Raw genomic sequence first — 26,072 nt, forward strand, 5'->3', positions numbered from 1 at the left:
TCCGGGAATTTACAATTGAGGGTCGTGCTTAGAGCATCCGCCGCAACTCGCGCCCGATGATCTGTTCGCGGGGGGCATGGGCCAGGGTGTAGGTCCCGGCCGGAGCCGGTTCTGCGAACCCGGCCTTGCCCGGTCCTTCGAGGTTCAGCCAGGCCAGCGCCTGCTCGGCTGTCAGCACGGCCGGCGTGCGGTCGTGGATGGGCTCGACATCGGGGCAGCAGGGGCCGGTGACGATGTGAAGCTTTCAAGGCCTTCGGGCATGTCGGCCGGCGTCGCGCGGTCCCAAAGGCCGGCGAAGTAGCGGATGTCGCCGCCGGCCCAGCTGATCTCGTGTCGCGTCTTCGGCTGACCCTTCTTCCAGCCCGGCGGCTTGGAGTACTCGATGAAACTGGTCAGCGGCACGATGCAGCGGCGCGCCTTGTACGGGCCGCGAAAGGTGGGGGCGGTGTCCACCGTCTCGAAACGTGCGTTGGTGCACATGGAGCGCCAGTCCTTGACGGACCCCTTGTGGAAGTACGGCACCATCCACCAGCGCAGATCCAGGCCCGCAAGCCCGGCCCGCGGGCTGGCCGGGTCCGCCGGCCGCAGAATGGTGGCGCGGTCGGTTGGCTTGATGGGTTCTCCGGGCGGGCGGTTAGCGGCCGCGTCCAGCCACACGACCGGGATCTGCAGCTGCGCCCATTGCGCGGAGATGGCGTCGCGCGCCTGGCTGAACCGGTATTCGTTGCACATGGCGGCGAGCTAAACGGCGGAGACACGGTCTGTCGAGATCACCGCATCCGAATGCGGCCGCCATGCGTCTCGACCTTAAGGCTCGTCTTCAGGGTCGGGCGGACCGCCCCGCTGCGTTAGCCAGGCCTGCGCCAGGCGTTCGCGGGTTCGGACATCGTCGCACAATTTCTCGAGTATTTCGCTGAAGCCAGCGATCAGGCTGGCGGCCTCGAGGCGGGGGATCACCTCCGGAGCCCTCTCGACGAGGTCCAGGAGGGCCAGGTTCACAATTGTCAGGAACTTATTGTCCGAGGTCAGCACGGCCAGTTCGGGGCATCGCAGCAGGATGGCGGCCAGCAGGGCGAACGGGTCGCTGTCGGTGGCGCGGGCGAAGAGTTCGAGCTTGTCGAGGTGAAGGCGGCCGGCTCCCGCCTCGAAATGTTCGTACGAGCGTTGGGGGAGCCCCATGGCCGCCGCCACCTCGGCGGTCCGCAGCCGCCGATGGCGGCGAACCGCGCGCAGCGTGGCGGCCACGGCGACGCCGTCCGGTTCTTGGGAAGGCGCTGTCGAGAGCGGCATACGCAAACCAGGCAACCAGAAATAGACTGCCCAGCTTCCACAGGCCGGCGCGGAGATCAATGTCGAACCGCGTTTTGTCCGTGTTCGGAGGGTGCGCGCCAGCCGCCGCTCAAAACATGCGCAGACAGACGCGGCGTTTCCGCAAAGAACTTGCGGGTGCGCCGCAAACCGACTGAATAATTTCGTTTTTCTTGTTCCTGGTCGCGCTGCGGGAGTCGACGTCGATTGCGCTTGCCCGCAAGCTGGCGGGGCGAGGAGAGCGCCTGACATGGACCGTGCGGAGCCGTTTGCAACCGCCCTTACCGCGTTGCGGGAGGCCGTTGCGGAGCGCATCTATCCGCCAGGTGCGCGCCTGAAGGTGCAGGGTATCGCCTCTGGGTTGCGTTTAAGCCCGACCCCGGTTCGGGAGGCGCTGAGCCGCTTGGCGGGTGAGGGTCTGGTGGAGGACCGCCGCGGGGAGGGCTACTTCACCTGGCGATTGTCGCCGCCGGATGTGGCGGAGCTCCTCGATCTGCACCTTGCTGTCCTGCTCGCCGCCCTGTCGCGCCCGGGTCCGCCGCCTGCGGCCTCGGCGTCGGCGTCCCTGGACGCAGCGCTTGGCGACGGAGGCGATGCGCTTGCGCCCGTCAACTGGAGTCGCCGGCTGTTCGCCCAGGTGCTGCGCGAGCGCGCGGGTCGGGTGCTGGTGGGCGTCCAGGCGCAGGTCGACGCCCGGCTTCGACCGGTGCGCCGGATCGAGCCCCAGGTGCTGGAGAATCTGGCCGCCGAGGCCCGGCTGCTCGCCGCGGCTTATGAAGGCGGCGCCCCGCGGCGGCTGGCGGCCGAGCTGCGCCGCTTCCATGCGCGTCGTCGGCGGCTCGCGGTGGTGTTCGCCCGTCAGCTGCAGGGCGAAGATATAGACGAGATATAGATAGAATATCGAGGCGCCGGGGCGCGCAATCCTCGTCGTTCCGCCAGTTCCGGCGGGACATCCAGAAGAGGAATGATGTCATGCGTAAGCTCAAGAAGATTCTTCCCCTGCGTCTGGTCCGGCTCGGCGACGTCAAGCGCCAAACCAACGGGGGACCGTTCGGCGCCAAGCCCGAGATCGACCAGGTGCTCCGCTACGACGACTGATCTGCCGCCGCAGCTCGCTCAGGACTGGCGCCCTTCGGGGCGCCAGTCGCTTCGCTAAGGGTCCGCTGATGGAGTGGAGTCTCGCGCCGCAGGTCCACGCGGCCAAGATCGCTGACGATCTGGTGCTGCTCGACCTGGGATCCGGCGCTTATCAATGCCTGCCCGGCGCTGCGTTTCTGGTCGACGCTCCGGTTCGGCGGGTCCTCAACGAGCCGCCGCCAGTCCTGGCGCCGTTCGTCCGGCCGGGGGCGCCGCCGCCGCCGCCGCTGATGCTCCAGCCGGGATCACGAGCGGCGAGCCGGCCGGATCGGCCGCTGCGCGGCGCCGATGCGATCGCGGCGTTTCGCCACCTGGGCCGCATGGGACGCTTCTACGCAGGCCGGTCGGTGCGCGCGCTGATCGAGGCGGCCGGGCCGCGCCCGACGGGGCTCCTGCCCACGCCCGATCCTGAGGCTTGCGCCGAGATCGCTGCGGCGCGTCGCGCGCTCGTTTTCACCCCGGGGACCGGCAAGTGCCTGCTTCGGTCCTTCCTGCTGCTGCTCGAGCTGCGCGAGCGCGGGGTGAACGCCCACTGGGTATTCGGGGTGCGGACCTGGCCCTTCGCCGCCCACTGCTGGCTCCAGGCGGGCGAGGTGGTTCTCGACGACCACCCGGACCGCCTGCGCGCCTTCACCCCGATCCTGGTCGCCTGATGCGCGGGGACCTCGTCGCCCTGGCCTGGAATCCCGGCGCGCCGCAGGCCGTCGGGTTGGTTCGGCATCTGGTTCGGCAACTGGAGCTGACCGAAGGGTGGGGCCGGGCGCTTGCCTGGCCGGCCTTCGAACTGTGGAGCTGCGGCGTCCCGCCGCCGGTTCGCCCGCTGTCGGACGGTGTGCTGGTCGGACGGCTCTACGGCCCGATCCCGGAGACGGACCCTGGCGCCCAGGAAGCGCCGCCCGCCGACCTGGGGCCAGCGACCGTCGCGGCGGCGCGCGAGGCGTTCAAGGCGGGCGCCTGGGGTCGCTACCTGCTTTTTGGTCCGCTGCGGCCGGACGGCGGCTTCGATCTCTTCCGCGATCCGAGCGGCGCGTATGAGGCCTTCACCTGGACGCGTGGACTGGTGCGACTGGCGGCCACCGGCCTGCGCGCCGTGCCGGATGTGCTGCTGCCGGAAACGCTCGCCCTCGACTGGTCGGTGCTCGCCTGCGTGGCCGCTTCGCCGGGGCTGGTCAGCACGGACCTGCCTTTACACGGGATACGCGCGCTCCTGCCCGGAGAGCAGCTGGCGGCCGGACCGCCGCCCGCGACGTCAGCCGTGCAAAAGATCTGGACGCCGGCCCGGGCGGCGATGGAGGGGCCCGCGCCGGACCCGCGGCCCGCAGCCCTGGCGCGTCGCGTGGACCTCTGCACCGCCGCACTGGCGGGCAGTTACCGCATCCTGGCGGCCGAAGTGTCCGGCGGGTTGGACTCGGCGATGGTGGCAGCCGCGCTCGTCAAGGCCGGTCGGCGGAACGATGTCGCCCTATGGCTGAACTATGTCGCAGATCGGCCGGAGGGGGACGAGCGTCCCTGGGCGCGGGCGGTGGCGACGCAGCTGGCGCTGCCGCTGACCGAGGTCGGCAAGGCGCCGCAGACCCTGGATCCCGAGGCGGTGGCGGAGATCTGCGATGAGGGCCGCCCGCCAATGGCCGCGACGGACTGGGTGCGTGACCGGGATACGGCCAGTCGGCTGGCGTCCGTCGGTGCGGAGGCGCAGGTGTCAGGGCTGGGCGGCGACGCCGTGTTCTTTCAGATGCGGACGCCTCTCGTGCTGTCCGACCGGTTGCGGTCGGAGGGCTTGAGGGCGCTCGATCCGCAGCGGCTGTCCGCCCTGTCGCTCTGGATCGGGTCCTCCGCCTGGGCGGTGATCCTGGCCGCCCTGCGCGGCGCCCTCGGCGGCCGCATGGCCGAGCCATGGCCGCCGCGGTTCCTCACCCGAGCGGCTGCCCGTCTGCGGCCCCGGCACCCCTGGCTCGACGACACGGGGGACTTGCCGCCGGCCAAACGGCTGCAGGTGGGCGCCATCGCCCACGGCTTGTCTTCGCTCGGGGACAGCCGGCGCGCCCGGCAGGCCGACGTGCTGCTGCCGCTGCTGGCTCGCCCAGTGTTGGAGCACGCCCTCCGACTGTCGACGGTTGCCCTGACTGGCGGGCTGCGGGACCGCTGGCTGGCCCGGCAGGCCTACCGAGGACGCCTGCCGGACCTGCTGCTGGATCGCCAGAGCAAGGGCGACCTGAGCTCGCTTTACGCCCGCACCGCAGCCGTCAGCCTCCCGCAGCTCCGGGACCTGCTGCTGGAGGGGCGGTTCTGCGCGGAGGGCGTCTACGACCGCAGCGCGCTGGAGCGGGAGCTCGACGCCGAGCGGCTGCTGGTCACCGGCGAAGGCAGCCCGCTGATCACCGCTGCAGCGCTGGAGAGCTGGGCGGCGCACTGGGCGGTGCGGTCGGCGCGGGTGAGGGCCCTGCATCGCGGCTGAGGGCTTCGCTGGCCGGCGGCCATGCGGTCCATCGACGGATCCAGTCCAGCACCTGGGCGTAGACGTCCTCGACATTGCCTGGGCTGCGGATCACGTGGGCTTCGCCCCAGTAGGTGACCAGCCGGGCCGTCCGTCCCTGCCGGAACAGCGCGGAGAACATCTCCTCGCTCTGGGACAGGCTGATGGCGTCCTGATCGCCGTGCAGCAACAGCACCGGGGTGTGGATCCGGTCGGCCAGCAGCACCGGGCTGCTGCGGCGATAGAGGTCGAGGGCGGCCCAGGGCGGCGCACGGAGCGCCGGCTGCGCGGCCTCGACCCAGCCCGCAGGGCGCGTGACCGCCACCTCGAGCTCCGGCGTGTGCCGCCAGGAGGGCTGGAAGGTCCCATAGAAGCTGATCAGGTCGGTGATGGGAGCGCTGGCGACGACCGCCCGGAACCGCGGCGACTGGCTGGCGGCGATCAGCGAGGCCGAGCCGCCGAAGCTGTGGCCCCAGAGGACCAGCCGATCGGGGTCGAAAGCGCCCGCCAGTTCTGGGCGAGCGGCGGCGGCGTCGACCGCGGCCAGGATGCCGTCCGCCAGACCGGCGGCCGGCTCGCCGGGTTTGTAGGAGAGGGCGGGGACCAGCACCGCCAGGCCCTGCGCCGCCAGCAGCTGGCCGTTGGGCGGCAGGTAAAGGAGGCCTGGAAGCCCGTCCGGCGTCGGGGCGCTGATCGGGTTCACGCGAGGGTAGGGCAGCACCACCAGCGGCGGCGGCGGTCCTGGTCGACGGGCGGACCTGGGCGGCTGGTACAGCCAGCTGACGAACGGGCGCCCGTCGGCTCCGCGGTGCTCGATGCGCGTCGCGGCGGCCGGCTCGACGTCGGCGAGGGCGGCGTTGAGGGTCAGCAGGGTCGCCGGCGCGCCTTGGGGGCCGGCCTGCTGCAGGCGCAGCACGCCGTGCGCGTCGCGGACTGCGTAGACGATCCGGCTGTCCGCCCCGGCGCTGGTCCGCGCCAGCACGACGGCGTCCCTCGGCGCCTCGAGGGTCGACGCCAGTTGGGCGGCGGCGTCGGGCGCACGGGTCACCGTCGCGAAGCTGAGGCGGTCGGCGTCGAAGCGGCGGGCGATCGGGTCGGGCCGCTCGCCGATCGCGGGCCGCCACCGGCCGGTGCGGTCGCGCCGCCAGGTCCCGTTGGGGCCGACCGCCAGGGTGAGGCGGCCGTCCGGGGTGACGAGCAGCCGCTCGGGGATCTCGTCAAGGTCCGGGAGCAGCGGACGCGGACCCGTCGGCTGGAGCCGCATCCAGGGCGCTGCGGCGTCGCCGGACGGCTGCAGGCGGGCGACCGGGGTCTCGCCCAGCCAGCCGGCGGAGACCGCTTCGGGGCGGAGGTTTAACCGCGCCGGGGCTCCGGCCGTCGGGAGAACCCGGGCCAGGCCGCCGCCTGGCCGGACCTGGAGGAAGGCGCCCGCCGTCCACGGCGTCCCGGGCCGTCGCCCGTAGAGCAGCAGCTGACGCCCGGACGGCGACCAGGTGAGCAGGGTCTCCAGCAGGTCCCAGCCTTCGGCCGGCGCCTGCACGGCGCCGGAGCGGAGATCGACGAGCTTCAGGACGCGCTGGCGGGCGGTGATGCCCCAGACCCCGTGCAACGGCTGCTCGGCGGTCAGGCCGACGGGGGCGCCGTCCGCCAGCACCGCGGCCCAGCGGCCGTCCGGCGACAGCTCCAGGTCGTAGGCCTCGCCCACGGGCGTTCGCTGTTCGGCCCCCGTGCGCAGGTTGAGGCGCCAGAGCACCCGAAGGTCCGTCGGCCCGGCGTCGGCGCCCAGCATCGCGCCGGAGCCCACCACCGCCCGGGACGCACGGCCCTCGGCCTGGGCGCGCCAGAGCGCCGGGGCGAGGCGCGGGGCGACGCAGCCGGCCCGCAAGGGGCGCGGCAGGTCGCCGTCGGGGCGGATCAGAGCGACCAGCTCGTCGGACGAGCGCCACTGGATGGAGCGGCCGATGAACGCGCGGTCGGGCGTGACGCCCAGCCAGCGGACCGCGCCGTCGGCGAGGGTGACCACGCCCAGCTCCCAGCGGCCGCCCTGCAGGCGGAACACCGCCAGCCGGCGGCCGTCCGGCGACGCCGGGCCCAGGCTGACCCCGCGGTCGGGGAGCAGCGGCCGGGCGGGTCCGGGCGCGGCCAGGTCCACCCGCCAGAGCCGGTTCAGCGAGAGCTCGATCTGCAGCTCGCAGTCAAACGCCGGCGCCGCCTGGTACGGGTCGCGGACCTCGAACACCAGCCAGCGGCCGGCCGGATCGACCGCCGCGTCGCCCAGCGTCTGCAGCGACAGCAGGTCGCCGACGGTGAAGGGGCGGGCGACGGCCGGGCCGGCGGCCAGGGCGGTAAGGAGACCGGCCGCGAGGAGGGCGCCGGTCAGGCGCCGCGGCGCCGCGGCGGGGGCGCGGGCAGGGCGGAGCGAACGCGCGCGTTGCGCGCGGCGGAACAGCTGCGGGCGCATGCGGCTACCAGCGGCGGGTCAGCTGCAGGGCCGCGAAGCGCCCCACCGGGTCGGTGTTGGCGGCGTCGTAGCCCACGCCGTACGGGCTGTTGTGGAACGGCGGGTCCGCGTCGAACAGGTTGCGGAGGCTGAGGGAGAGGTCAAGGCCGGCGAAGCGGCCCTCAGCCGGCCCGCTTAGCCGGGCCTGCAGGTCGGCGGTGGTCCAGGCGCCGATCCGGACGCCGAGGTCGTCGCGGCTTCGGCTCATGTGGTTGACGGCGACGCCCAGCCCGAACGGACCGCGGCCCCAGTCCAGGCTGGCGCGGGCCCTGAAGCGAGCCGGATAGTTGGCCCGGCCGGCGAGGTCCTGCGGCGCCGAGGTGGGCGTGACCGTCTGCCGGAAGCGCAGCAGGTAGGAGCCGTTGGCGGCCAACGCCCAGCGGTCGCGGCCCCGCGTCCAACGCCACGCGCCGCCGAGATCCAGCCCCTCGGCCTCGAAGGCGGCGGTGTTGACGTAGCGGGCGTCGATGATCGCGCCATAGGACTCCGGCGGGAACACGCCCTGGGAGGTGTTGGTCTGCGGACTGGCGATCAGCTCGGCGATCCGCGCCCGGTCGGCGGCGTCGCCCACCGGGTCGATCCGCTGGACGAAGGGCGCCAGGGTTGGGTCGGTGAGGGCGGCGGCCAGGTTGGCGAGCACCGGCTGGGCGATCCGCTGGTCGAAGTCGATCGAGAACCAGCCGGCGGTCAGCCGCAGGCCGGGGTGGCGGACCGGCTGGTACTCGAGGCCGGCCGTCCAAGAGGTGGCGGTCTCCGGCTCCAGCCCAGGGTTGCCGCCGTACTGCACGAGGCTGAGCACCCGCACCGCGCCGACCGGGATCAGCGACGGCGAGTTCGACGCCGGATCGCTGAGTTCGCGCAGGCTCGGCGAGCGGAAGGAGGTCCCGTAGCTGGCCCGCACCCGCAGGTCCGCGACCGGCTCCCAGATCAGGCCGAGCTTCGGGTTGGCGGTGGTTCCGAAATCCTCATAGCGCTCCACCCGCCCCGCGAGGGACAGCTCGAGCCGCCGCAGGCCGGGGAGTTCGGCCTCGGGATCCACCAGGGGCGCGCGCAGCTCGGCGAACGCCGCCGTGATGTCCCGGCGGCTCGACACGGCGGCGAAGGGCCTGGGCGTGACGCCGGCGTACAGGCTTTCGCCGCCCCGCTCGAAGGTCTCGCGGCGCAGCTGGGCGCCCGCCGCCAGCCGCAGCGGCCCGCCGGGCAGGCGCAGCAGGCTGCCGTCGGCCTGCAGGTTGACGGAGCTGACCCGCGAACGCGTGTGGGTCGCCTGGTAACCGCTGCCGATGAAGGCGGCGGCGACCGGGGTCCCGCCGGGCGCGCCGGCGAAGGGATTGAAGAAGCCGTCGCGTGCGGCGCTGAACGGCGTCGCCGGGTTATCGGGAACCGCCCCGATCGCCTCCCGCAGGGCGTCGCTGTTGATCAGGCCGTCGATGCGGTCGCGGCCGCGCTCTTCAGCGAAGGCCAGGTAGCCGCTGGCCTGCCAGTCGCCGGGGAGGCGCAGGTCGCCGCCGAAGGAGGCGCCGAGGCTGCGGGCCAAGCCGACGCCGCGGGGCGGCGGCATGTCGCCGCTGAAGCCGTAGGCCACCAGATGCGAGGCGGCGCCGGTCGGCGAGGCGAAGAACGGGTTGGCGGAGGTGACGCTGATCAGGCTGCCCTGCGAGGCGCTGCGGGAGACGAAGCGCCGCTCGCTGAGTCGCAGGTCGCCGGACAGGGTGAGGCGGTCGCCGAGCTCCTGGGAGAGCGCCCCATAGAGGCTGTGGCGGCGCTGCTGCGGCAAGAGGTCGGCGGCGGCCCGCGGGCTGGACAGGTTGGCCTGCCCCGGCAGGAAGTCCTCGGCCGTCAGCGGTCCGGCGGCCCCAGGCCGTATTGCATAGGCGGGCAGGTAGGCGCGGGTGACCGGGTCCTGGACGACAAGGGTGCCGGGCGAGCCGTAGTAGGTGCGCTGATCGGTCCCGCCGAACGGCCTCAGGTCGGCGCTGGCGGAGAACGCCCGGTCCGCGGCCGGCAGGGCGTCGCGGCGATGATACTCGTAGGAGAGCAGGCCCGAGCCGCCGTTCCAGCGGCGGCCGACCGTCTGGGCGGCCATCCATTCGGCCGGCTCGCCGCGCGTGCCGACCCCGGCCCGCAGCCGGGTCTCCGCGCCTTCGAAGTCCCGGCGCAGCACGATGTTGACCACCCCGCCCACCGCGTCCGAGCCGTAGAGCGCCGAAGCGCCGTCCAGCAGCACCTCGATCCGGGAAATCGCGGCGGTCGGCAGGGCCGAGACGTCCGAGAAGTCGCCCATCGCCCCGGCTCCGGCCATCCGGCGGCCGTTGACCAGCACCAGGGTGGCGTCGGGGCCCAGGCCGCGGAGGTTCACCGAGCTGGCGTAGTTGTTGTTGGTCCCCAGCCGGTCGGCGCCGGTGGTCGCCGTGCCTTCCGTGCCCACCCCCGAGAAGTTCTGCGGCAGGGCCTGGAGGGCGGCGGCCACCGTGGCGTGGCCGGCCTGGTCGATGTCGTCGCGGCTGAGCACCGTCACCGGCGAGGGGCTGTCCGTCACCCCGCGGATATGGCTGCCGGTGACCAGCACCTCGGCCAGGGTCGGAACCGCGCCGGCCGGGGCGGCCGCCTGGGCGCCGGTCACGACCGGCGCTTCGGCGGGATCAGCGGCCGCTGCGACGTCCGGGAAAGGGCGCGGCGCGGCGGCGCCTCCCGCGCCGCCGTCCCCAGACGCCGGGCGCAGCACGGTGACCCCTGGCGCGGTCTCGGCGGCCGCCAGACCGGTGCCGGCCAGCAGCCGGGCGAGGGCGGCGTCGGCGGTGAAGCGGCCCTGCAGGGCCGGAGCCCTGCGGCCGCGGACGAGCTCGGCGGGATAGAGCAGCTGCTGGCCGGTCTGGTCGGCCAGCGACAGCAACGCCCGGTCGAGGTCGCCGGCCGGGATGTTCACGGGCCGGGCGACACCGGGCTGCGGGCGGGCGTCCGCCGCCGCGGCGACGGCAGGCGTTGCGGCCAGGGCGAAGCCGGCGAGCAGCGAGGTGGCGAGAAGGCGTCGGCGAAGACGGGCAGGCGGCGTATGAGGCGTCGAAGGCATGGGCGGGTCCCGCGGGCCCGCTGGCGAACCCGCCGGTCCGGCGTGTCCTTCCCCCGTTGCGGGTCCCTGGCCGCCAAGACGCAAGTGACGCGGTCCTACCCTGAGGGTGGTCGAGGATTCTCGTCCGCGCCGCTGCGGCGCGTGAGCCGGACGGCGCCGTTCTCCCGGTGGACCTCAAGGTCGTAGAGCGCCTGGGCGGCGGCCACGAAGGCGGCGTTGTCGCCCGCCTGGAACACCCCGCTCACCCGGGCGTCGGCCAGGTCCGGCGCCTCCAGCCGCACCGGCTCGCGGCTGTAGCGGTTCACCTCGGCCACGGCCGCGGCCAGCGGCGTGTCGCGCAGGGTGATGCGTCCGCTCGTCCAGGCCTCCGCCTCGGCCACGTCCACCGGCGCGAGTTCGGCGGCCCCGCCGGCGAGCCGCAGCTGCTGGCCTGGGCGCAGCGCCCAGCTGCGGGCCTGATCGGGTCCCCGCACCTCCACCGCGCCCTGCAGGAGGGTGATCGCCAGCTGCGCGCCCTTGCGATCCACCTCGAAGCGCGTGCCCAGCGCGCGCACCTGGACGTCGAACGCGACGACCGTGAACGGACGGGCCGCGTCGTGCGCCACCGCGAAGAGAACCTGGCCGCGTTCGAGCTCCACCGTGCGGGCTCGAGGGGTCAGGCGGACCCGCACCCGGCTGGCGGTGTCGAGGGTGAGCTGCGAGCCGTCGGCCAGCCGGACCTGCCGCGGCGCGCCGACCGGCGTCTCAAAGGTCTCGGGCTGCACCCGGCTGTAGGCGACGCCGATCGCCGCCAGCAGGGCCACGGCCGCCGCCGCAGCCAGGGCGATGGCCAGCCGGCGGCGGCTGCGGGACGGCGCTTCGCGGCTTGGCGCGCCGGTCAGGGCGGCGCGGGCGAGGGCGGCGATCTCCGGGTCCTCGGCCAGGCGTCCCGACGCTCGCCAGGCCGCTTCCACAGCCTCGTAGGCGCGGCGGTTGCCGGGGCGCCTGCGCCAGGCGTGGAAGTCCTGCAGCGCCTCGACGCTCACCGCCCGATTGTTGAGCCGCGCGAACCAGGCCGCCGCCTCCTCGCGCGCCACGGCCTGCGCCTGCCGTTCGTCCACCATCGGGGCCCGCTGCTCCGTGGCGCGGCGGTCCGTCCGGATCGCCGGCGCCTTGCTCATCCGCCCTCGACCCGTCCGGCCGAGAGCGAACAGCGTTGCCTGATCTGCGCCGACGTCAAGCCCATCCGGCGCAGAGGCCCTTGTCAGCGCCTGTTCGACGGCGACCAGCGCAGGCGCGTCGGCTCCGCGCGTCATCCCGGCGCGCCGGGCCGTGCAGCGCCGCTGGCGTCCGACCGATGGTGTTTGGTAACGGGATCGCGTGAACGTCGCCGCGAACCCCCTGGATCACGCCTACGGCCTGCTGCGCGCCGGCAGGTACCGCGAAGGGTTCGCGGCGCTGGAGACGCGCCGGCAGCGGGAGACGTTGGCTCCCAGGCGCACCGGCAAGCCGGAATGGGCAGGCGAGCCGCTGGACGGCCAGCACATCGTGATCTGGGGTGAACAAGGCCTCGGCGATGAGATCATGATGGCCCGCTTCCTCAGGCCGCTGCGGGCTGCCGGCGCCCAGGTCACCTATGTTTGCCAGAAGCCCAACATGCGCCTCCTGGTGGGGTGCGGCGCGACCTGGCTGGCGAACCGGGGATCGGTGGTGACGCCGCCGCCGTTCGACTACTGGCTGGGCGCCTTGTCCCTTCCGCACCGGCTGGGTGTCACCGTTGAGAACCTGTCCGGCGCCGCTTACCTGCGCCGGCCTGAAGCCCAGCGTTCGGGCGGCGTCGGCCTCGTCTGGCGAGGCAACGCCGGGTTCGGCCATGACCGGTTCCGCTCCATGCCGTCGCCGGACCTGCTGGCCGAAGCCTTCCCCGACGGTGTCTTCATGGAGCCCGAGGGCGACATGCTGGACAGCGCCCGCAAGCTGCTGAGCCTGGATGCGCTCGTCACAACGGACACGTCGTGGGTCCATCTCGCCGGAGCGCTGGGCGTCCCGACCTTCGTCCTGATCTCCGACCAATATCCCGAGTGGCGCTGGGGCGCAGCGGGCGACCGCACGCCCTGGTACGACAGCGTGACTATCTGCCGGCAGGACGCGCCGGGTGACTGGCCGTCAGCTGTCGCGAAGGCCGTAGCTCACCTCCGATAACCGCCGACGCCTCAAGCTGGCGTAATCTCGCGCTGCGCTCGCTTGAGCAGCGGAACCGCCCAGGTTGGCGGCTCAGAAAACGCGCAATGCCAGACGTCTCCAAACGACACGCACCGCATCCCCTGCGCAGCCCAGGTCAGCCCGAGTGACTGGCGGCTGTGCAGGGTGATGTGGCCGTTACGCGGGGCCATGTACCACCACGACGAGCCAATCCGCTCGATGTCGTCTGGCTGAACGAGGGTCGAGAAGAACACGACGCCGGGCGGCTCAACGAAGCCGGCGAGATCGCGCGCTGTCCCCAAGGGGTCAGGCACATGCTCGAGCGTCTCGAACGACGTCACAAGGCCGAACCTGCGGGCGGGTCGCTCCGAGAACTCGGCGCTGAACGGATCGTAGGTCACGCAGTCGGCTAGGCCGCGCGCCCGCAGGCTAGCAGCAAGAGCGCCGCTTCCCCCGCCGTAGTCGAGCGCAGACGGCGCCGAGCTGAAGTGCTCCCAGACGATGCGGGCGTTTCGGCTCGGGCGCTCAGCCACGAACTCCGGGTCAGTCTTCACATAGTCGGCGTTGTAGATCCGAGCCTCGAACTCCGCGTGTGACCAGCCGTCAAAGTGGCTGGTGAAGATCAGCCCGCACGACTGACACCGCAGGTAGGGAACGAGCTCGCCGCTCGGGGCGAACACCGGCCCGCCCGCCTTGAGGTCTTCGCAAGTGCGATTGGCGTCCGCCTCGGCGAGCAGCGCCGTGTAGCCACCGCAAACCTTGCAAGAGATCGAAGACACCTGGCGGCCATACCACGGGTCGCTGGTGTGTCCATCTATAAGCCGCTCCGCCAGAGCGGCCTCAACGACCTGCATCATCAGAAAGCCACCGCATGCGTGCACCCCGCACTGCGGCCCGTCGGGCTGCGTCTTCGCCACCGCGCATTCGCTTCGCGGCCTGCCGCTGGCGCTCGCCCTGGCAGCCGGCCTTTGGGCGCTCGCCGCGGCCTTCATCTTCCTCCTGTGGCGCGTCGGGTAGGGGGCTTGAGGTGGATGCACTCGTCTCCCAACTTGAGCGGCTGTGGCCGTTTCTCATCGTCGCCGCGCCTGGCCTGTTCGCCATCTGGCGCCAGATGCAAACCAGCCGCGCGGCTGACCGGCGCGACCGGATCGACCTCGTGCGGATTGCGCAGGAGGCGGCCGGCGGCCGCGCGGCCAAGGAATGGCCGCCCCGCCGACCCGTTCCGGTCCCCTTCTACCGAGCGCCTCCGCTTTCGCCTGGCGGCCCGTCCAAGGCGGTCGTCAAAGCGCCTTCCGGCCGTCAACGCGCGGGCGCCGGTTCGAGCAGCTCCTTGCTGCGGCGGCGAGGCCGCCCTGCGATGGACCAGGCTTGCGAGCGCCCTCGCCAGATGGCGCCGGTCGCCCTCCCGACGGTGCGGTGGCCGGGCGACGGCGCGTCAGTTGTGGGGCCGCTTCGGGCGGCGGGAGAGGCTTCCAAGCTGTCCATCGGCCGCAACGGCGACCTGGATGGCGCGTGGAGGATGTCCTTGTTGCTCGCGGGCTGCTGAGGCTCCGCTGGCGTACGACCCGCCGTCTTTGGTAACGGGGCGGCGTGAACGAAGCGACCTCGAACTGGCACACCCGGGCCGTCCACCACATCAGGGCGGGCCGGTATGAGTCGGGCTTTGCCGAATTCGAAGGGCGACCGCGCCGTCGTGAGCTGCGCCAGAGGTTCAGCAAGCCGGAATGGAGCGGGGATGCGCTCGCCGGCCGACGCCTGCTGGTCTGGGGAGAGCAGGGCCTGGGCGATGAGATCCAGATGGCGCGCTTCCTGCCGGCGCTCCGACGGCTCGGCGCCAGCCGGATCACGCTCGCCTGCTCGCGGCCGAACATGCGGCTGCTCGCGGGTCTGGGCGCCGCCGAGGTGATCGGGGACCGGGCGAAGGGGTTCGCCGCCGACTATGACTGCTGGGTCGGCCTGCTGTCCCTGCCGCATCGTCTCGGGGTGACGCGCGAGACCCTGAGCGGCGCGCCGTACCTACGATGCCGCGATGTGCGGCGGACCGGCGGGATTGGCCTGGTCTGGCGCGGGAACCCCGACTTCGCCGATGACCGCCTCCGCTCGATGAGCTCGCCGAACCTCCTGGCGGCGGCCTTCCCGGACGGCGAGTTCCTCCAGCCGGCGGGGGACATGCTGGACAGCGCTCACAAGCTTCTGTCGCTCGACGCCCTGGTGACGACGGACACCTCCTGGGCGCACCTCGCCGGCGCCCTCGGCGTGCGGACCTTTGTCCTGGTTTCCGACGAGTACCCGGAGTGGCGCTGGGGCGGCGAGGGGGACCGTACGCCCTGGTACGACAGCATCACGGTCTGTCGCCAGGACGCGCCCGGTGATTGGCGCTCCGCCGTGCACAAGGCCGCGCGCCAGCTCGGCAGGGGCTTTGGCGCGACCTGAAGGAGAACCGGACGTTCCGCTCTGGGTGTGCGGCTCCGCATAGACGCAGCGCCGGGACAGCCGGAGGCCGCGGCTCGCAACCCGGCTGTCCTGGCGTTTGCGTATTAGTTGGCGGGGCGCGCCCGCTGAGCGAGGTAGGCCTCGATGCGCGCGGCCAATAGCGCGGGGCCCCCTTCGGCCGGGATCGCTGCGAGGCGCTGGCGCAGGGCGTCGAGCTCCGCCTCCACCCGCGCGAAGGGCGGTTCGGCGTCCCGGAGCCGCAGCTCGGCCCAGAGGTCATCGAGCATCTTGCGGACCTGGGGGTGGTGCGTGGCCGTCCAGGTCTTGAAGGCGGCCACCCAGCCGGCCTCCACCTCGCCGAGCGGATCCGCCTCGAAGATCCGGCCGCGCCGGAGGTAGTCGGCGGTCTCCTCCATCAGCACGTGGGCGATGTAGCTGCGGGCGTCTTCGTCGCCGCGGGCGTCCTCGTCACTCAAGCTCTGCTCCCCGGTTCCGTGGCTCACGCGCCTCTGACCTCGCAAGCCTAGCCTGCGGGTCGCCCTGGCTCCAGACGCGGCGGGCGGTCAAAGGCTCCGCTCCGGTCCGTCCCGTTGGCGCTCGGGCCGGCGGCCCAGTCGCCGCTGCGCATAGGCCAGCACCCGCGCCCGCAGCTCGGGGTCGGCCACCCGGGCCTGCAGCACCCGGCGGATGATCTCCAGGCGGCGGTCGGCGTCGGCCGGGCGGTCGCGCGGCCCCGGTCGACCTTGCGTGCGGCGGGCGGCGCGCTCGGTGCGGCGCGCCAGATACTGCCGATCGCGCTCGGACGGGCGGTGGCCCTGCACCTCCAGCCCGGCGAGGCGCGCCTCCAGCCAGACGGCCCGGCGGAACTCGGGCGCGCCCTCCACCCGAAGCCGGGTCCAGCCGCGGTGGGCGGCGATGGCCACCAGGTCGCGGACCAGCTGCGGGTCGTTGCGCAGGGCGGTGAGGCGGCGACCGGCGTCCTCGAGCACAGGCGCGCGGCCGGTGGCGTCGCGGAACAGCCGCACGCGGCCGCGCGGCGCCGGCTCGCGGAAGTAGCGTCCGTTGAGCGGCTCGGGGAGGTCGCCGGCTACGTCGGTCGGCGCGTCGGCGTCGGCGGACAGGCGGTTGCGGCGGTCAGCCATGGGCGAGCTCCGGGAGGCGATCTCTGGGCGCCACCAGGGCGTCGACCCAGGCCTGCAGCTCGGGCTCGGAGGCGCCGGCCGGCGGCGGCTCGAGGCCCTCCGCCGCCAGGGCGGTCAGCAGCTCCGGGGACAGGTCCTCGGCGTCTCCTGACGTCTGGATCGGCAAGGCGCCGGCCGGCGGCTCGCAGGGCGGAACAGGGGGCGGCGGGCGCAGCCGCCAGGTGAACAGCGGATCGGCGTAGTAGCGGATCTTGCGGCCGCGCACCGGCGGCGCGCCCGCCTTGAGCACCAGCAGGGCCGAGGGCGGCAGCTGCAGCAGTTCCTGCGGCAGCAGCAGCGGCCGCCGGTGGTCGGATTCGGAGACGCTGCGGGGGCCGGCGGAGAGGCCGGCGGGGCGGGTGCGCGCGGCGCCGGGGACGGTGGTGTCGCCGAGCCGGGCGGAGAGCTCGCGGGCGACGGCCAGCTCCTTGGGGGCGAAGGCGATCTCCGCCCCGCAGTTGGCCAGGATCTCCTCGGCCAGGTCCGGGCCGTACTCGGCCCGCAGCTGGGCGGGGCTCTGCAGCACCGGCAGCAGGCGCAGGCCGTAGCCGGCCAGATAGGCGAAGCCGTGCGCCAGGGCGGGCGCGGGCCCGAGGCGCGCGAACTCGTCCAGCAGCACCAGCACCGGGAAGGGATGCCGGCCGCCGCCCGGTCGCTCGGCGGCGGCGGCGTCCACCAGCTGCTGGAGCAGCAGGCTGTAGAGCGGGGCCAGGCGCGGCAGGTTGTCGGGGCTGGCGGCCAGATAGATGGACTGCGGCCGGCTGCGCAGGGCGGCGAGGTCGAAGTCGCTGGCCGCCGTGGCGGCCCGCACCCGCGGGTTCAGCCACAGGTTCAGGCGCGAGGTGAGGGTCTGGCGGACCCCCGCGAAGGTGTTGTCCGAACTGGAGGTGAAGTCGGTCAGCGCCTGGACGCAGGCCGCCGGCAGCGGCGCGCCGGCCCGGCGGCGGGCGGCGATCAGCTGCGGCAGCCGCCGGCGCGGATCGCCCTGGGTGAGCAGGTCGTAGATCGAGCCGAACGCCAGGGGCAGCTCGGGGGTGGCGGCCACATAGGCGCCCAGGCCCACCAGGCCGGTGCGGGCGGCCTCGGACCAGAAGGGATCGGCCCGGAGCGGCGCCGGAAACAGCATGGCGGCGATCTTCTGCAGGGCGTCGATCACCGCGGTCGGGTCGGCGCGGTCGATGTGGCCCAGGGGATTGAACCGGGCGGTCCGGCCTTCGGCCTCCAGCGGATCGAACAGGTGGACCGGCTGGCCGGCGGCGGCCCGGAAGCCGGCGGTGGCGTCCCAGTTCTCCCGTTTGACGTCGAGCACCACCACCGAATGCGGCCAGCTCAGCAGGTTGGGGATCACCACGCCCACGCCCTTGCCGGTGCGGGTGGGGGCGTAGAGCATCACGTGCTCGGGCCCGCCCAGCACCAGGGGGCGGCCGCCCTTGCGGCCGAGCACGATGCCCGCCTCGGCCCGCAGGCCCGCCCGCCTCAGGTCGGCTTCGCACGCCCAACGGGCGGCGCCGTGCAGCGGGCGGCGATGCGCCCGGACCGCGGCCATGACCAGGACGAGCAGGCCGGCGGCGGCCAGCAGGGCGCCGTCGGCCAGCGCCGCTTGCAGCTCGGGGCGGCGGCGGTGACGCCAGAACCATGCGGGCAGGGCGGCGGGGTCGAGCTCGGGGGACAGCTGGCCGAGCGCCGCGAGGGCCAGCAGGGCCGCCAGGGCGGCGAACAGCAGCAGACCGGCGAGACCTGCGGCCGCCAGCGCGACGCCGCGCGCCAGGCGCTCAAGCCTTGGCGGCGGGGTCATGCCAGATCTCCGTCACCTGGAAGCGGTCGCGGCGGCGGGCGATGTGCACCACCACGTCCACCAGCCGCCGCAGCAGGCCGCGGATCTCCGCGCCCGGCAGCGCCTGGCCCGCGCCGCTTTCCTTCACCAGCAGGGCCAGCTGCTCGAAGGCCAGGTCCGGGCTGTCGGCGTGCAGGGTGGTGATCGAGCCCGGATGGCCGGCGCTGACCGTCCGCAGGTAGAAGAAGGCCGCCTCGTCGCGCAGCTCCTGCAGCAGGATGCGGTCGGGCCGCATCCTCAGGGCGGCCTCGAGCAGCGCCTTGGGGGCCACCCGGGCCAGCCCCTGGCCGTCCTTGGCGTAGAGCAGGTGCACGGCGTTGCGGTGCGGCACGGTGAGTTCGCGGGCGTCCTCCAGGGTCACCAGCCGCTCGTCGGCGGGGATCAGCCGCACCAGGGCGCGGGCCAGGGTGGTCTTGCCGGAGCCTGTGGCGCCGCAGATCAGGATGTTGCGGCGGGCGCGCACGGCCGCCGCCAGGAAGGCGGGCCAGTTCCCCGCTGCGGCCAGGGCCGCGAGGGCGGCGTCCGCAAGGGCGCGGGCCGCCCCCGGCGCGCCCACCGTCTGGAACAGGCCGGCGGCCGCCAGCTCGGCCAGCTCCAGGGCGCGGCCCGGCGGGCGGCGCAGGGTGAGGGACAGCTGCTCGGCGGCCGGCGGCAGCACGATCTGGCAGCGCTCCCCGCCCGGCAGGACGGTGGCGCAGAGCGGCCGGGCGGCGGAGACGTCCTGCCGGGTGTTGGCCGCCGCCGCCACCGCCAGGGTGTGCAGCCAGTCGGCGGTGAGTTCGGGCGCGGCCTGGAAGCTCCAGGTCCCGGCCCGTTCGATCCCGTACTCCCCCGGCCGGTTGACCACGAGTTCGGTTACGCCAGGAAGATCAAGCGCCTGGCGAAGCGGCTTGAGGTGGTGGTGGAGGATGGCGGCGTCCCCGCTCATGGCGCGGCCGCCAGGGCGTAGACCTCGGAGAAGTCGAGGTCGCGGGTGGTGAGCACGCCGATCTCGGCGCCCGGCGGGACCGCCACCCGCGGGGCGACCTCCCGACCGGCGCGGAGGGCCTCGGTCGTCGCCGAGGCGCCGGGCGCGGCCAGCCAGGCCCAGGGGCCGCGGCGGGCGAGCCGGCCGGCGGCGCCTTCCACCAGCGACACGAGCAGGGCCGGCCCGAGGCGCTCGCCCCAGCGGTTGTCCACCACCCCCGGCAGGCCGGCGCGGCCCAGCGGGTCGACGGCCGGGGCGGCGAGGTCCGCCGCCACCCCGGCGGGGGTGACGATCCGGGTCCAGCTCACGGCCAGCCGGCGGTCGCCGGCCCGCAGGCCGCCGCGGTGTTCGCCCAGCAGCCGGGCGCCGCGCTCCAGCAGCACCACGGTTCCGTCCTCGCCCCAGACATCGTCCGCCAGCAGGCAGGTCGCCGGTCCGGGGACGGCGCTGTCGAGGGCGGTCTCCAGGATGCACGGCAGGCGCGCCCCGGCCAGCAGCACCAGCCGGCGATCCGGCAGCCGGCCGGCGCGGACCACGGCCACCGCGGGCGGGTCGGAGCGCTGGACGGGTGTCGCGGCCGGCGTCCGCGGTTCGGACCCGCCGGCGCGAAACGCGAGGAGCGGGGCGCCTGGCGGCGGCGGCAGATCGCTCGCCGGGACCTCCGGCGGGGTGAGATCCACCGGGGCGTCCGGCGTCCCGACCGGCGGCGGGGGCGTGGCGGGCGGCCGTCGGGGCGCGGGCTCGAACGGCGCCAGCTCGCGGGCGGCGGCCGAGGGCGACTGCTCCGGCGCCGGACCCGTCGGGCGGGCGGCGGCCAGGGCCAGGGCGCCGCCGCCCAGCCCGAGGGCGGCCAGCAGGACCAGGCGGGCGGGTGCCCGCCGCGCGCGGCCGGACACCGGCGAGATCCCGCGGTCGAGGGGCGGCTCGGGGACCGGCGGGTCGGCCTCGGCGGTCATGGCGCAAGCCCCTTCAGGGTGCGCACGACCTCGCGGGCGGCCGTGCCGGTGGGGGTCGGGGCCGCCTCCGGGCGCCAGGCCAGGTTGAACAGGCAGAGCGCCTGCCGGCCGCGGCGGAGCCGCAGCTGGGCGGCGACGCCGTGCACCACCAGCCGGTCGCCGCGGACGTCGAAGCGGGCCAGGGCCTCGGCGCCGTCGGGGCCTACGGTGTAGACCGCCGGCAGGGCCTGGGCGCCGGCGAAGCGCAGGACGGTGAAGCGGCCGTTGTCGCTGACCTCGGCCGGCGCCAGGGACTCGGGTCCCTGCCGCTCGTAGGCCAAGTTGCGGGGACCTTCGACCGCGCCGTGCTCGAGTCGCGCGGCCAGGGCCAGGTCGGCCAGCTCCGAAAGCCGGTCGGCGGCGGCGGCCGCCTTCCGCAGGGCGTCGGCCTGCGGATCCTGGAAGCGCACCACATAGAGCGGCGCGCCGGCTTTGGCCGGGGTCGCGGTCCGCAGGCTGAAGGCGTAGTGGCGCAGGATCCCGTCGGCCCGTGCGGTCGCCACCAGCAGGTTGCCGGCCGCGGCCGGCGCGGTGGGCCGCAGGAACAGCGCCCCGCCTTCCACCGCGACGTCCCAGGCGGCGCCGTCGCCGGCCGCCACGTGCCGGACGGTCTCCCCCGCCGGGAACTGCACCTGCAGCGCGGTGCGCGGCGCGGCGGTGAGCGCCACCACCTTGTCCGGCTGATAGTCCAGGGTGCGGATGCGCGGGTCGGACGCGGCGGCGGGCGGCGCGGCGGCGAGCAGGGCGGCCAGCGTCAGGGACGCGAAATATCCGAGGGGCCTGCGGCGGGGGATCACGGCGTCACCTCCGGATCGGTGCGATAGCGGGTGACCTGGAAGCCGAGCGGATTGCGCAGCCGGTCGGCCTCGCGCAGCGGCGCGCGGACATAGGCGAAGCTGATCGTGGCCAGCCAGTCGCCGGTCTCGACCTGACCGCCGCGCCGGAGGGTGCGACGGAACCGGACGGTGGCGACGCCCGGGGCGGCCAGGCTGATGGCCCGCAGCTGAACCTCGGCCTCGGCGTCGGGCCCGAGCGCCACTTGCGGACTTGCCGGGTTGGAGGGCCGGAAGGCCTCCGCCCAGCGCTGCTGCTCGGCGGGCGCCGACATCACCGCCACCTGCCGGAAGTTGGCCTCGGCGGCGGGCGCCAGCCAGCTCTCGCGGGCCCGCACATAGGTGGCCAGGAAGCTCTTGGTGACCGCTTCCTCCACCGGCATGTCCCGGCGGCCGGACAGACCGGTGAGCACCTCGACCGCGCCGCTGGTCCGGTCGACGCGCACCACATAGGGCTCCACCGTCTTCAGCGGCGCGAGGGCGGCCAGGGCCAGGGCGCAGCAGCCGGCCAGGCCGGCCGCGCCGGCTGCGGCGGCCCAGGCCCGCCGCCGGGAGCGCTCGGCGGCCCGCCAGCGGTCGTGGTCCCAGCTCTCCGCTTCGGCGAGGTAGGCCTGCAGGCCGGACGGGGTTACCGGAGCCATGGCGTGGGTTCCGGAAGAGACGGCCCGGCGTCGGCCGGCGCGGAGGGCGGATTGGCCGGGCGGCGGGGGCCGTGGCAGCCGGTCGACTGCTCGTGGGTTGCGCAGCCGGACAGGGCGAGCGCCAGCACAAGGGCGAGGGCTGGAGGCCGGGGACGGGATCGTGGCATCGGAGGGTCTCCTCAGGCGCGGCCGCGCAGGGGCCGCACCGAGCCGCCCTCGCGGGCGATGCGGGTGCGGCCGCCGCCGGCCGGCGACGGGGTGCGGGGACGGGCGCCGAGCCCGAGGGCGGCGGCGTTGGCGAAGTCGGCCAGGCCGGCGGAGGCCCCGCCGGCGATGCCGGCGGCGATGGCCGGGACCTGCAGGAAGAGCACGCCGGCCAGCAGGGCCAGGGCGACGAACAGCAGGCCGGCGGCCACCGGATCCTGCCCCTGCAAGGCGGACCACTGGTCGGCGACGAGCGCCTCCACCAGCGCCAGCACCGCCAGCAGCAGGGCGAACAGCACCAGGTAGTTCACCGCCTGGCTGAGCCAGCCGACGAACCAGCGGCGGGTGGCGTCGAACAGGGCGAGGCCGACGAACAGCGGGCCCAGGGCGATCAACAGGGCGAGGGCGACCTTGGCCAGCAGCAGCACGCCGAAGCCCACGGCCGCAGCGGCGGTTCCGGCGGCGAACACCGCGCCGGCCACCAGCAGCGGCAGCCAGTCGAAGGCGCTGGCCTGGTCGGCGCAGGCCTGGCCGAGCAGGCCGGCCCGCGCCAGGAAGGCGTCGAACACCTGGCCGGCGTCCTCGGCCGCCGCCGCCCCGCCGACCGCCCGGGCCAGCAGATCCGGGGCGGCGTGGAACAGCGGCTGGACGATCCAGTCGCCGTAGGCCGGCGTGGCGGCCAGGGCGTAGAGGGCGGCGAGCTTCACCGACCGGACGGCGAAGTCGGCCAGCGGCTCGGCGATGGCCCCGCGCAGGATGGCGAAGCCGTAGAGCAGGACGTAGAGCGCCAGCGCCAGGCGCAGGGGCCCGGCGACCTCGGCGATGGCGCGGGCGGCCCCGTCGCCCAGGGCGGCGGCGAGCCGGGCGTCCACCGCCGCATAGGCGGGCCCGAACACCTGGAAGCCGCCGTTCACGGCAGGGCGCCCTGGAACAGGGCGCGGCGGGCGGCCGCGGCGGCGGCGGCGCGCTCGCGCAGCCGCTGGTCCGCCAGGCGCTGCTCCGCCGCCTGGCTCATGGCCAGCGCCTGAAGGCGCAGCTGGTCGTTGGCGGTCAGCGCCTGTTCGGCGGCCAGTCGCGCCTGCAGCTCCAGCACGCCGCGGGCGGTGGGCGCCGTGCCGATCGCCCCGGCCAGCTGCTGCAGCCCGGGTCGGCGGCGGTCGCCGGCCTCCGCCGCGGCTTCGGCCAAGGCCTGGTCGCGGGCGGCGCGGTCGCCGGTGCGGGCCAGGGCCTGGCCAGGCTCGTCCTCCGGCGCGGGCCGGTAAAGGCGAGCCGCCTCCCGCAGCGCCGTCGCCCGCGGGGCGAGCGCCCCGAGGGCGGCGAGGTCGCCGTCGGCGGCGCGGCGGACCGCCTCGAGCTCAGGCAGCGCGCCCCGCAGGCCGGGCGCCGCCAGGACGGGCGCCAGATCGGCGAGGCCCGCGGGATTGTTCAGCCGGTCGGAGAGCCGGCGGGCCTCCTCCAGCTGGCCCCGCAGGGTCTGCAGCTGTTCGGCGGCGGTCTGAGCCTGCCGCAGCAGGCTGGCGTAGCTGGTCGGATCGTGGACCACGACCTGAGCGGCGGCCGGCTGGGCGGCCGCCAGGGCCAGGGCGAGACAGAGGTGCGGGCGGAGACGGCGCATCAGGCGGATTCCCGTAGGGCTTGGTGGAAGGCGGGGCGCCAGCGGGCCGGGTCGTCGCCGTGGACGGCGCGCAGGCGCTCCAGCAGGGCGACGGTGCCGGCCCGGCCCGAGAGCACCGCCAGGTGGTCGTCGAGGCCCGTGAGGTCGAGCTCGGCGACGGTGGACTCCAGGCCCTGGCGGAGCAGGAAGCGGTGGGGCCCGCCGAACCCCTCGCGCACCAGGGCGAGCTCGCGCCGGCTGAGGCCGAACCCCTCCACATAGTCGCGGACCGTGGCGTGCGGGTTGGGCAGGAAGATCTGGGTGGCGCACTGCTCCACCAGGGTGTGCGCGATCGGCGAGCGCAGGACGTCGGCGGGCGACTGGGTGCCCAGGACCAGCAGGGCGTTCTGCTTGCGGAAGGTCTTCAGCCCGTCCTCGGCCAGGGCCCGGAAGGCCGGGTCGCCCAGCGCCTTCCAGAACTCGTCGATGTCGATCACCAATCGGCGGCCGTCCGCCAGCTGCTGCAGGCGGTGGAAGAGGTAGAGCAGCACCGGAGTCCGCACCTCGGCGTCGTCCAGCAGGGCGGTCATGTCGAAGCCGGCCAGCCGCGGGGAGAGGTCGAGGGCGTCGGCCGCGCCGTCCAGCGCCCAGCCGAGGGCGCCGCCCTGCGTCCAACGCTCCAGCCGCGCGCCGATTCCGCCGGCGTCGCTGTGTCCCAGCAGGCTGCGGGCGGCGGCCATGGAGCGGTCGGCGGCCGGCAAGCGAAGCAGGCCGGCGGCGGCCGCATCGAGCGCGGTCTCCTCGACGGCGGTGAGCGGCCGGTCGGAGGGGGCGGCCAACGCCCGCAACAGCCGGCCGAGGAAGCGCCGGTCGGCCGGCGCGTCGGTCAGCGCCTTGAGCGGGGCGAAGCCGGTGGGCTCGCCGGGCCTGAGGGCCAGGTAGGCGCCGCCGCTGGCGCGGATGAAGATCTCCGCGCCGCGGTCCTTGTCGATGAACACCCGCTGGGCGCCGAGCCGCTCCACCTGGGCGAGCAGCAGGTTCTGCAGCACGGTCTTGCCGGAGCCGGAGGGGCCGCAGATGAAGGTGTGGCCCAGGTCGCCCACATGGAAGCTGAACCACAGGGGCGAGCCGGCGCGGGTGCGCAGCCGGCTGACCGCAGCGCCCCAGTGGCAGCCCTGAGCCTGGCCGGCCGGATGGGTGTGGAAGGGCGCCAGGGCGGCGAAGTTGCGGCTGGTGATCGCCGCGGGCCGCAGCCGCCAGCGGAAGTTGCCGGGGAACTGCGCCCAGAAGGCCGCCTCCAGCCCCAGGTCCTCGCGCGCCGCCACCAGGCCGGACTCGGCCAGCAGGGCGCGGGCCGCCGCCATGTTCTGGGCCAGGGCGCGGCCGGTCTCGCCGTGCACCAGGACGCTGGCCTGGTGCTCGCCGAGGACGAAACGGCCGGACGCCAGGCCGTCGCGGGCCGCGGCCAGGTCGTCGACCTGGGAGGCGGCCGGGTCCTGGGCCGAGACCAGCTGGTTCTGCTTGCGGCCGAGCACTCCTTGCGCCGCTGCCGGCGAAAGGAAGGCGAAGGACTGGCTGCAGGTGAACGCGAACGGCGCGGAGAGCAGGGCGTCCCACTGCCCGGGCCGGGTCGTGGCCGGATAGGCCTTGATCCCCAGCAGCCCGGCGTAAGCGGCGGCCCCGGGCGTGCGGATCTCCAGCGCCTCGCGGCCGAAGATCACCCGGTCGGCGTAGAGCGCGGCCCCCAGGTGGCCGCGGACCAGCGGCGCGGGTTCGGGGCGCCTGGACAACAGCAGCCGCAGCATCTCCAGGGGCTCGGAGAACAGGACGCCGTCGCGCTCGACGAGGCTGAGCCGGCGCGGCCCATAGCGCGCCAGGTGCTGCACGAGGTCGCGGCCGGCCTCCGACAGCCGGGCCACGTCCTCCCGCTCCGTCAGGCTGTCTGCAGGGCGGCGCATCCGCTGCGCCAGCCAGGTTTCCGTCCCGACAGCCGGGACGCTCCCGGGGCGGAGCACCAGGGTGAGGAACAGCCGGTTGGCGAACAGCGGACGCGTCTGCGTCCGCGCGCGCCAGGCGGCGTCCAGCTCGGCGGCGTAGGCCGACTCGAAACGCCCCTCCGGCCAGTCGGCCTGCGGCTGGCGCACCAGGTGATGCCAGACCGCCAGCCGTGGGTGGGCGAGGCTCAGCCAGGCGTCGTTCAGCGCCGCGTGCCGGGCGTTGAGGGTCTCGGGGTCTGCGGTCTCGAAACTGGCGCCGGCCAGTTCGAGGCAGACCATCAGGCCGCCGCTGTCCAGCGCCAGGATGCTTTCGGTGACGTGCCGGGCGTAGGGCAGGACGCGGCCGGGCTCCGGCTCCCGGCGCAGCGCGCCGGCCGGCGCCGGACGGGCGAGGGGTTCAGCCATGACGCGTCTCCGCCCGCGGCCGCAGGGCCAGCGGCGTGGTCGAGGCGCCGCCCCAGAGGCGGGCGTTGCGCGCGGCGGGCCGGGTCTCCAGCCAGAGCCGCAGGACGCGGAAGGCGTTCGGATCCGCCCGGCAGACGCCGCGGAACACCAGGTGCAGCACGGGCGCGGCGAGCAGCCAGGCTGGCGAGCCGGCGGCCAGGAAGGCGACCGCGGAGGCGATCAGGTTGAGCCCCATGGCCTCCATCGGCACGCCCCAGACCAGCGCCGGGCGGGTGCAGGCGAGGAACAGGACGTCCTCTGTGAGCGGCGCCGCGTCCAT

The 26,072-nt window shown here is 74.6% G+C and carries 25 protein-coding genes; 7 read left to right on the forward strand and 18 right to left on the reverse strand.

Features of this window, described 5'->3' with window-relative positions:
- Positions 1–28: 28 nt before the first annotated feature.
- The 3 genes from DJ018_RS19195 to DJ018_RS11240 all read right to left on the reverse strand — a co-directional run bounded on the left by DJ018_RS19195 (position 29) and on the right by DJ018_RS11240 (position 1,245).
- The gene (locus DJ018_RS19195) at positions 29–178 is read right to left on the reverse strand and encodes a hypothetical protein (RefSeq protein WP_165842892.1); all 150 of its coding nucleotides are present in this window, start codon (positions 176–178) and stop codon (positions 29–31) included.
- Entirely contained in the window at positions 172–732 is a 561-nt protein-coding gene (locus DJ018_RS11235; RefSeq protein ID WP_111515039.1) for an SOS response-associated peptidase family protein, read from the reverse strand. The genes DJ018_RS19195 and DJ018_RS11235 overlap by 7 nt, the downstream gene beginning before the upstream one ends.
- Positions 733–807: 75 nt before the next feature.
- Positions 808–1,245, reverse strand: coding sequence for a helix-turn-helix domain-containing protein (locus DJ018_RS11240; RefSeq protein WP_133254275.1), 438 nt, complete (start codon positions 1,243–1,245; stop codon positions 808–810).
- A 313-nt stretch (positions 1,246–1,558) separates the two neighbouring features.
- Between DJ018_RS11240 and DJ018_RS11245 the strand changes: the two genes are divergently transcribed.
- The 4 genes from DJ018_RS11245 (at position 1,559) to DJ018_RS11255 (ending at position 4,900) form a co-directional block, all read left to right on the forward strand.
- Entirely contained in the window at positions 1,559–2,200 is a 642-nt protein-coding gene (locus DJ018_RS11245) for a GntR family transcriptional regulator (protein ID WP_111515041.1), read from the forward strand.
- Positions 2,201–2,280: 80 nt separating this feature from the next.
- Entirely contained in the window at positions 2,281–2,406 is a 126-nt protein-coding gene (locus tag DJ018_RS19550; protein ID WP_276309827.1) for a hypothetical protein, read from the forward strand.
- Between the two features lie 68 nt (positions 2,407–2,474).
- Positions 2,475–3,098, forward strand: a complete 624-nt coding sequence (locus tag DJ018_RS11250) for a lasso peptide biosynthesis B2 protein (protein WP_111515042.1) — start codon at positions 2,475–2,477, stop codon at positions 3,096–3,098.
- The gene (locus tag DJ018_RS11255) at positions 3,098–4,900 is read left to right on the forward strand and encodes an asparagine synthase-related protein (RefSeq protein ID WP_111515043.1); all 1,803 of its coding nucleotides are present in this window, start codon (positions 3,098–3,100) and stop codon (positions 4,898–4,900) included. The genes DJ018_RS11250 and DJ018_RS11255 overlap by 1 nt, the downstream gene beginning before the upstream one ends.
- On the opposite strand, the gene DJ018_RS19555 is transcribed toward DJ018_RS11255, so the two are convergent.
- The 3 genes from DJ018_RS19555 to DJ018_RS11270 all read right to left on the reverse strand — a co-directional run bounded on the left by DJ018_RS19555 (position 4,821) and on the right by DJ018_RS11270 (position 11,648).
- A complete protein-coding gene (locus DJ018_RS19555) occupies positions 4,821–7,379 on the reverse strand; it encodes a S9 family peptidase (RefSeq protein ID WP_111515044.1) in 2,559 nt (852 codons plus the stop codon). The genes DJ018_RS11255 and DJ018_RS19555 overlap by 80 nt on opposite strands.
- Positions 7,380–7,383: 4 nt before the next feature.
- Positions 7,384–10,488, reverse strand: a complete 3,105-nt coding sequence (locus DJ018_RS11265) for a TonB-dependent receptor (RefSeq protein ID WP_111515045.1) — start codon at positions 10,486–10,488, stop codon at positions 7,384–7,386.
- A 95-nt stretch (positions 10,489–10,583) separates the two neighbouring features.
- Positions 10,584–11,648: a FecR family protein gene (locus tag DJ018_RS11270; protein ID WP_165842893.1), complete on the reverse strand. Its 1,065-nt coding sequence runs from the start codon at positions 11,646–11,648 to the stop codon at positions 10,584–10,586.
- A gap of 199 nt (positions 11,649–11,847) precedes the next feature.
- On the opposite strand from DJ018_RS11270, the gene DJ018_RS11275 reads away from it, so the two are divergent.
- On the forward strand, positions 11,848–12,669 hold the full coding sequence (locus tag DJ018_RS11275) for a glycosyltransferase family 9 protein (protein WP_111515047.1): 822 nt from the start codon (positions 11,848–11,850) through the stop codon (positions 12,667–12,669).
- Positions 12,670–12,680: 11 nt separating this feature from the next.
- Here the strand turns inward: DJ018_RS11275 and DJ018_RS11280 are convergent, their stop codons facing one another.
- Positions 12,681–13,661: a class I SAM-dependent methyltransferase gene (locus tag DJ018_RS11280; protein WP_111515048.1), complete on the reverse strand. Its 981-nt coding sequence runs from the start codon at positions 13,659–13,661 to the stop codon at positions 12,681–12,683.
- A gap of 35 nt (positions 13,662–13,696) precedes the next feature.
- Between DJ018_RS11280 and DJ018_RS11285 the strand changes: the two genes are divergently transcribed.
- A complete protein-coding gene (locus DJ018_RS11285; RefSeq protein WP_111515049.1) occupies positions 13,697–14,215 on the forward strand; it encodes a hypothetical protein in 519 nt (172 codons plus the stop codon).
- 44 nt (positions 14,216–14,259) lie between these two features.
- Entirely contained in the window at positions 14,260–15,102 is an 843-nt protein-coding gene (locus DJ018_RS11290) for a glycosyltransferase family 9 protein (protein WP_111515050.1), read from the forward strand.
- Positions 15,103–15,206: 104 nt separating this feature from the next.
- On the opposite strand, the gene DJ018_RS11295 is transcribed toward DJ018_RS11290, so the two are convergent.
- From DJ018_RS11295 to DJ018_RS11345, 11 genes are all read right to left on the reverse strand, one after another.
- Positions 15,207–15,578, reverse strand: a complete 372-nt coding sequence (locus DJ018_RS11295; protein ID WP_111515051.1) for a hypothetical protein — start codon at positions 15,576–15,578, stop codon at positions 15,207–15,209.
- Positions 15,579–15,665: 87 nt separating this feature from the next.
- Positions 15,666–16,244 (reverse strand): LPD7 domain-containing protein, encoded by a 579-nt coding sequence (locus tag DJ018_RS11300; RefSeq protein ID WP_111515052.1) that lies wholly within the window; start codon positions 16,242–16,244, stop codon positions 15,666–15,668.
- Positions 16,237–18,078: a type IV secretory system conjugative DNA transfer family protein gene (locus DJ018_RS11305; protein WP_111515053.1), complete on the reverse strand. Its 1,842-nt coding sequence runs from the start codon at positions 18,076–18,078 to the stop codon at positions 16,237–16,239. The genes DJ018_RS11300 and DJ018_RS11305 overlap by 8 nt, the downstream gene beginning before the upstream one ends.
- Positions 18,056–19,045 (reverse strand): P-type DNA transfer ATPase VirB11, encoded by a 990-nt coding sequence (gene virB11, locus DJ018_RS11310; protein ID WP_111515054.1) that lies wholly within the window; start codon positions 19,043–19,045, stop codon positions 18,056–18,058. Before virB11 ends, DJ018_RS11305 begins: the two co-directional genes overlap by 23 nt.
- A complete protein-coding gene (locus DJ018_RS11315) occupies positions 19,042–20,040 on the reverse strand; it encodes a TraB/TrbI/VirB10 family type IV secretion system protein (RefSeq protein WP_111515055.1) in 999 nt (332 codons plus the stop codon). The genes virB11 and DJ018_RS11315 overlap by 4 nt, the downstream gene beginning before the upstream one ends.
- Positions 20,037–20,876, reverse strand: a complete 840-nt coding sequence (locus DJ018_RS11320; RefSeq protein WP_240609522.1) for a TrbG/VirB9 family P-type conjugative transfer protein — start codon at positions 20,874–20,876, stop codon at positions 20,037–20,039. Before DJ018_RS11320 ends, DJ018_RS11315 begins: the two co-directional genes overlap by 4 nt.
- Positions 20,873–21,553 carry a VirB8 family type IV secretion system protein gene (locus DJ018_RS11325; RefSeq protein WP_111515056.1) on the reverse strand — a complete coding sequence of 227 codons (681 nt, stop codon included), beginning with the start codon at positions 21,551–21,553 and terminating at the stop codon, positions 20,873–20,875. Before DJ018_RS11325 ends, DJ018_RS11320 begins: the two co-directional genes overlap by 4 nt.
- A 179-nt stretch (positions 21,554–21,732) precedes the next feature.
- Positions 21,733–22,671: a type IV secretion system protein gene (locus tag DJ018_RS11330; RefSeq protein WP_111515057.1), complete on the reverse strand. Its 939-nt coding sequence runs from the start codon at positions 22,669–22,671 to the stop codon at positions 21,733–21,735.
- Positions 22,668–23,372: a type IV secretion system protein gene (locus tag DJ018_RS11335; RefSeq protein ID WP_111515058.1), complete on the reverse strand. Its 705-nt coding sequence runs from the start codon at positions 23,370–23,372 to the stop codon at positions 22,668–22,670. The genes DJ018_RS11330 and DJ018_RS11335 overlap by 4 nt, the downstream gene beginning before the upstream one ends.
- Positions 23,372–25,753, reverse strand: a complete 2,382-nt coding sequence (locus DJ018_RS11340) for a VirB4 family type IV secretion/conjugal transfer ATPase (protein ID WP_111515059.1) — start codon at positions 25,751–25,753, stop codon at positions 23,372–23,374. The genes DJ018_RS11335 and DJ018_RS11340 overlap by 1 nt, the downstream gene beginning before the upstream one ends.
- Positions 25,746–26,072: a VirB3 family type IV secretion system protein gene (locus DJ018_RS11345; RefSeq protein WP_111515060.1), complete on the reverse strand. Its 327-nt coding sequence runs from the start codon at positions 26,070–26,072 to the stop codon at positions 25,746–25,748. The genes DJ018_RS11340 and DJ018_RS11345 overlap by 8 nt, the downstream gene beginning before the upstream one ends.

This window comes from Phenylobacterium deserti (assembly GCF_003254705.1).
Taxonomy (GTDB): domain Bacteria; phylum Pseudomonadota; class Alphaproteobacteria; order Caulobacterales; family Caulobacteraceae; genus Phenylobacterium; species Phenylobacterium deserti.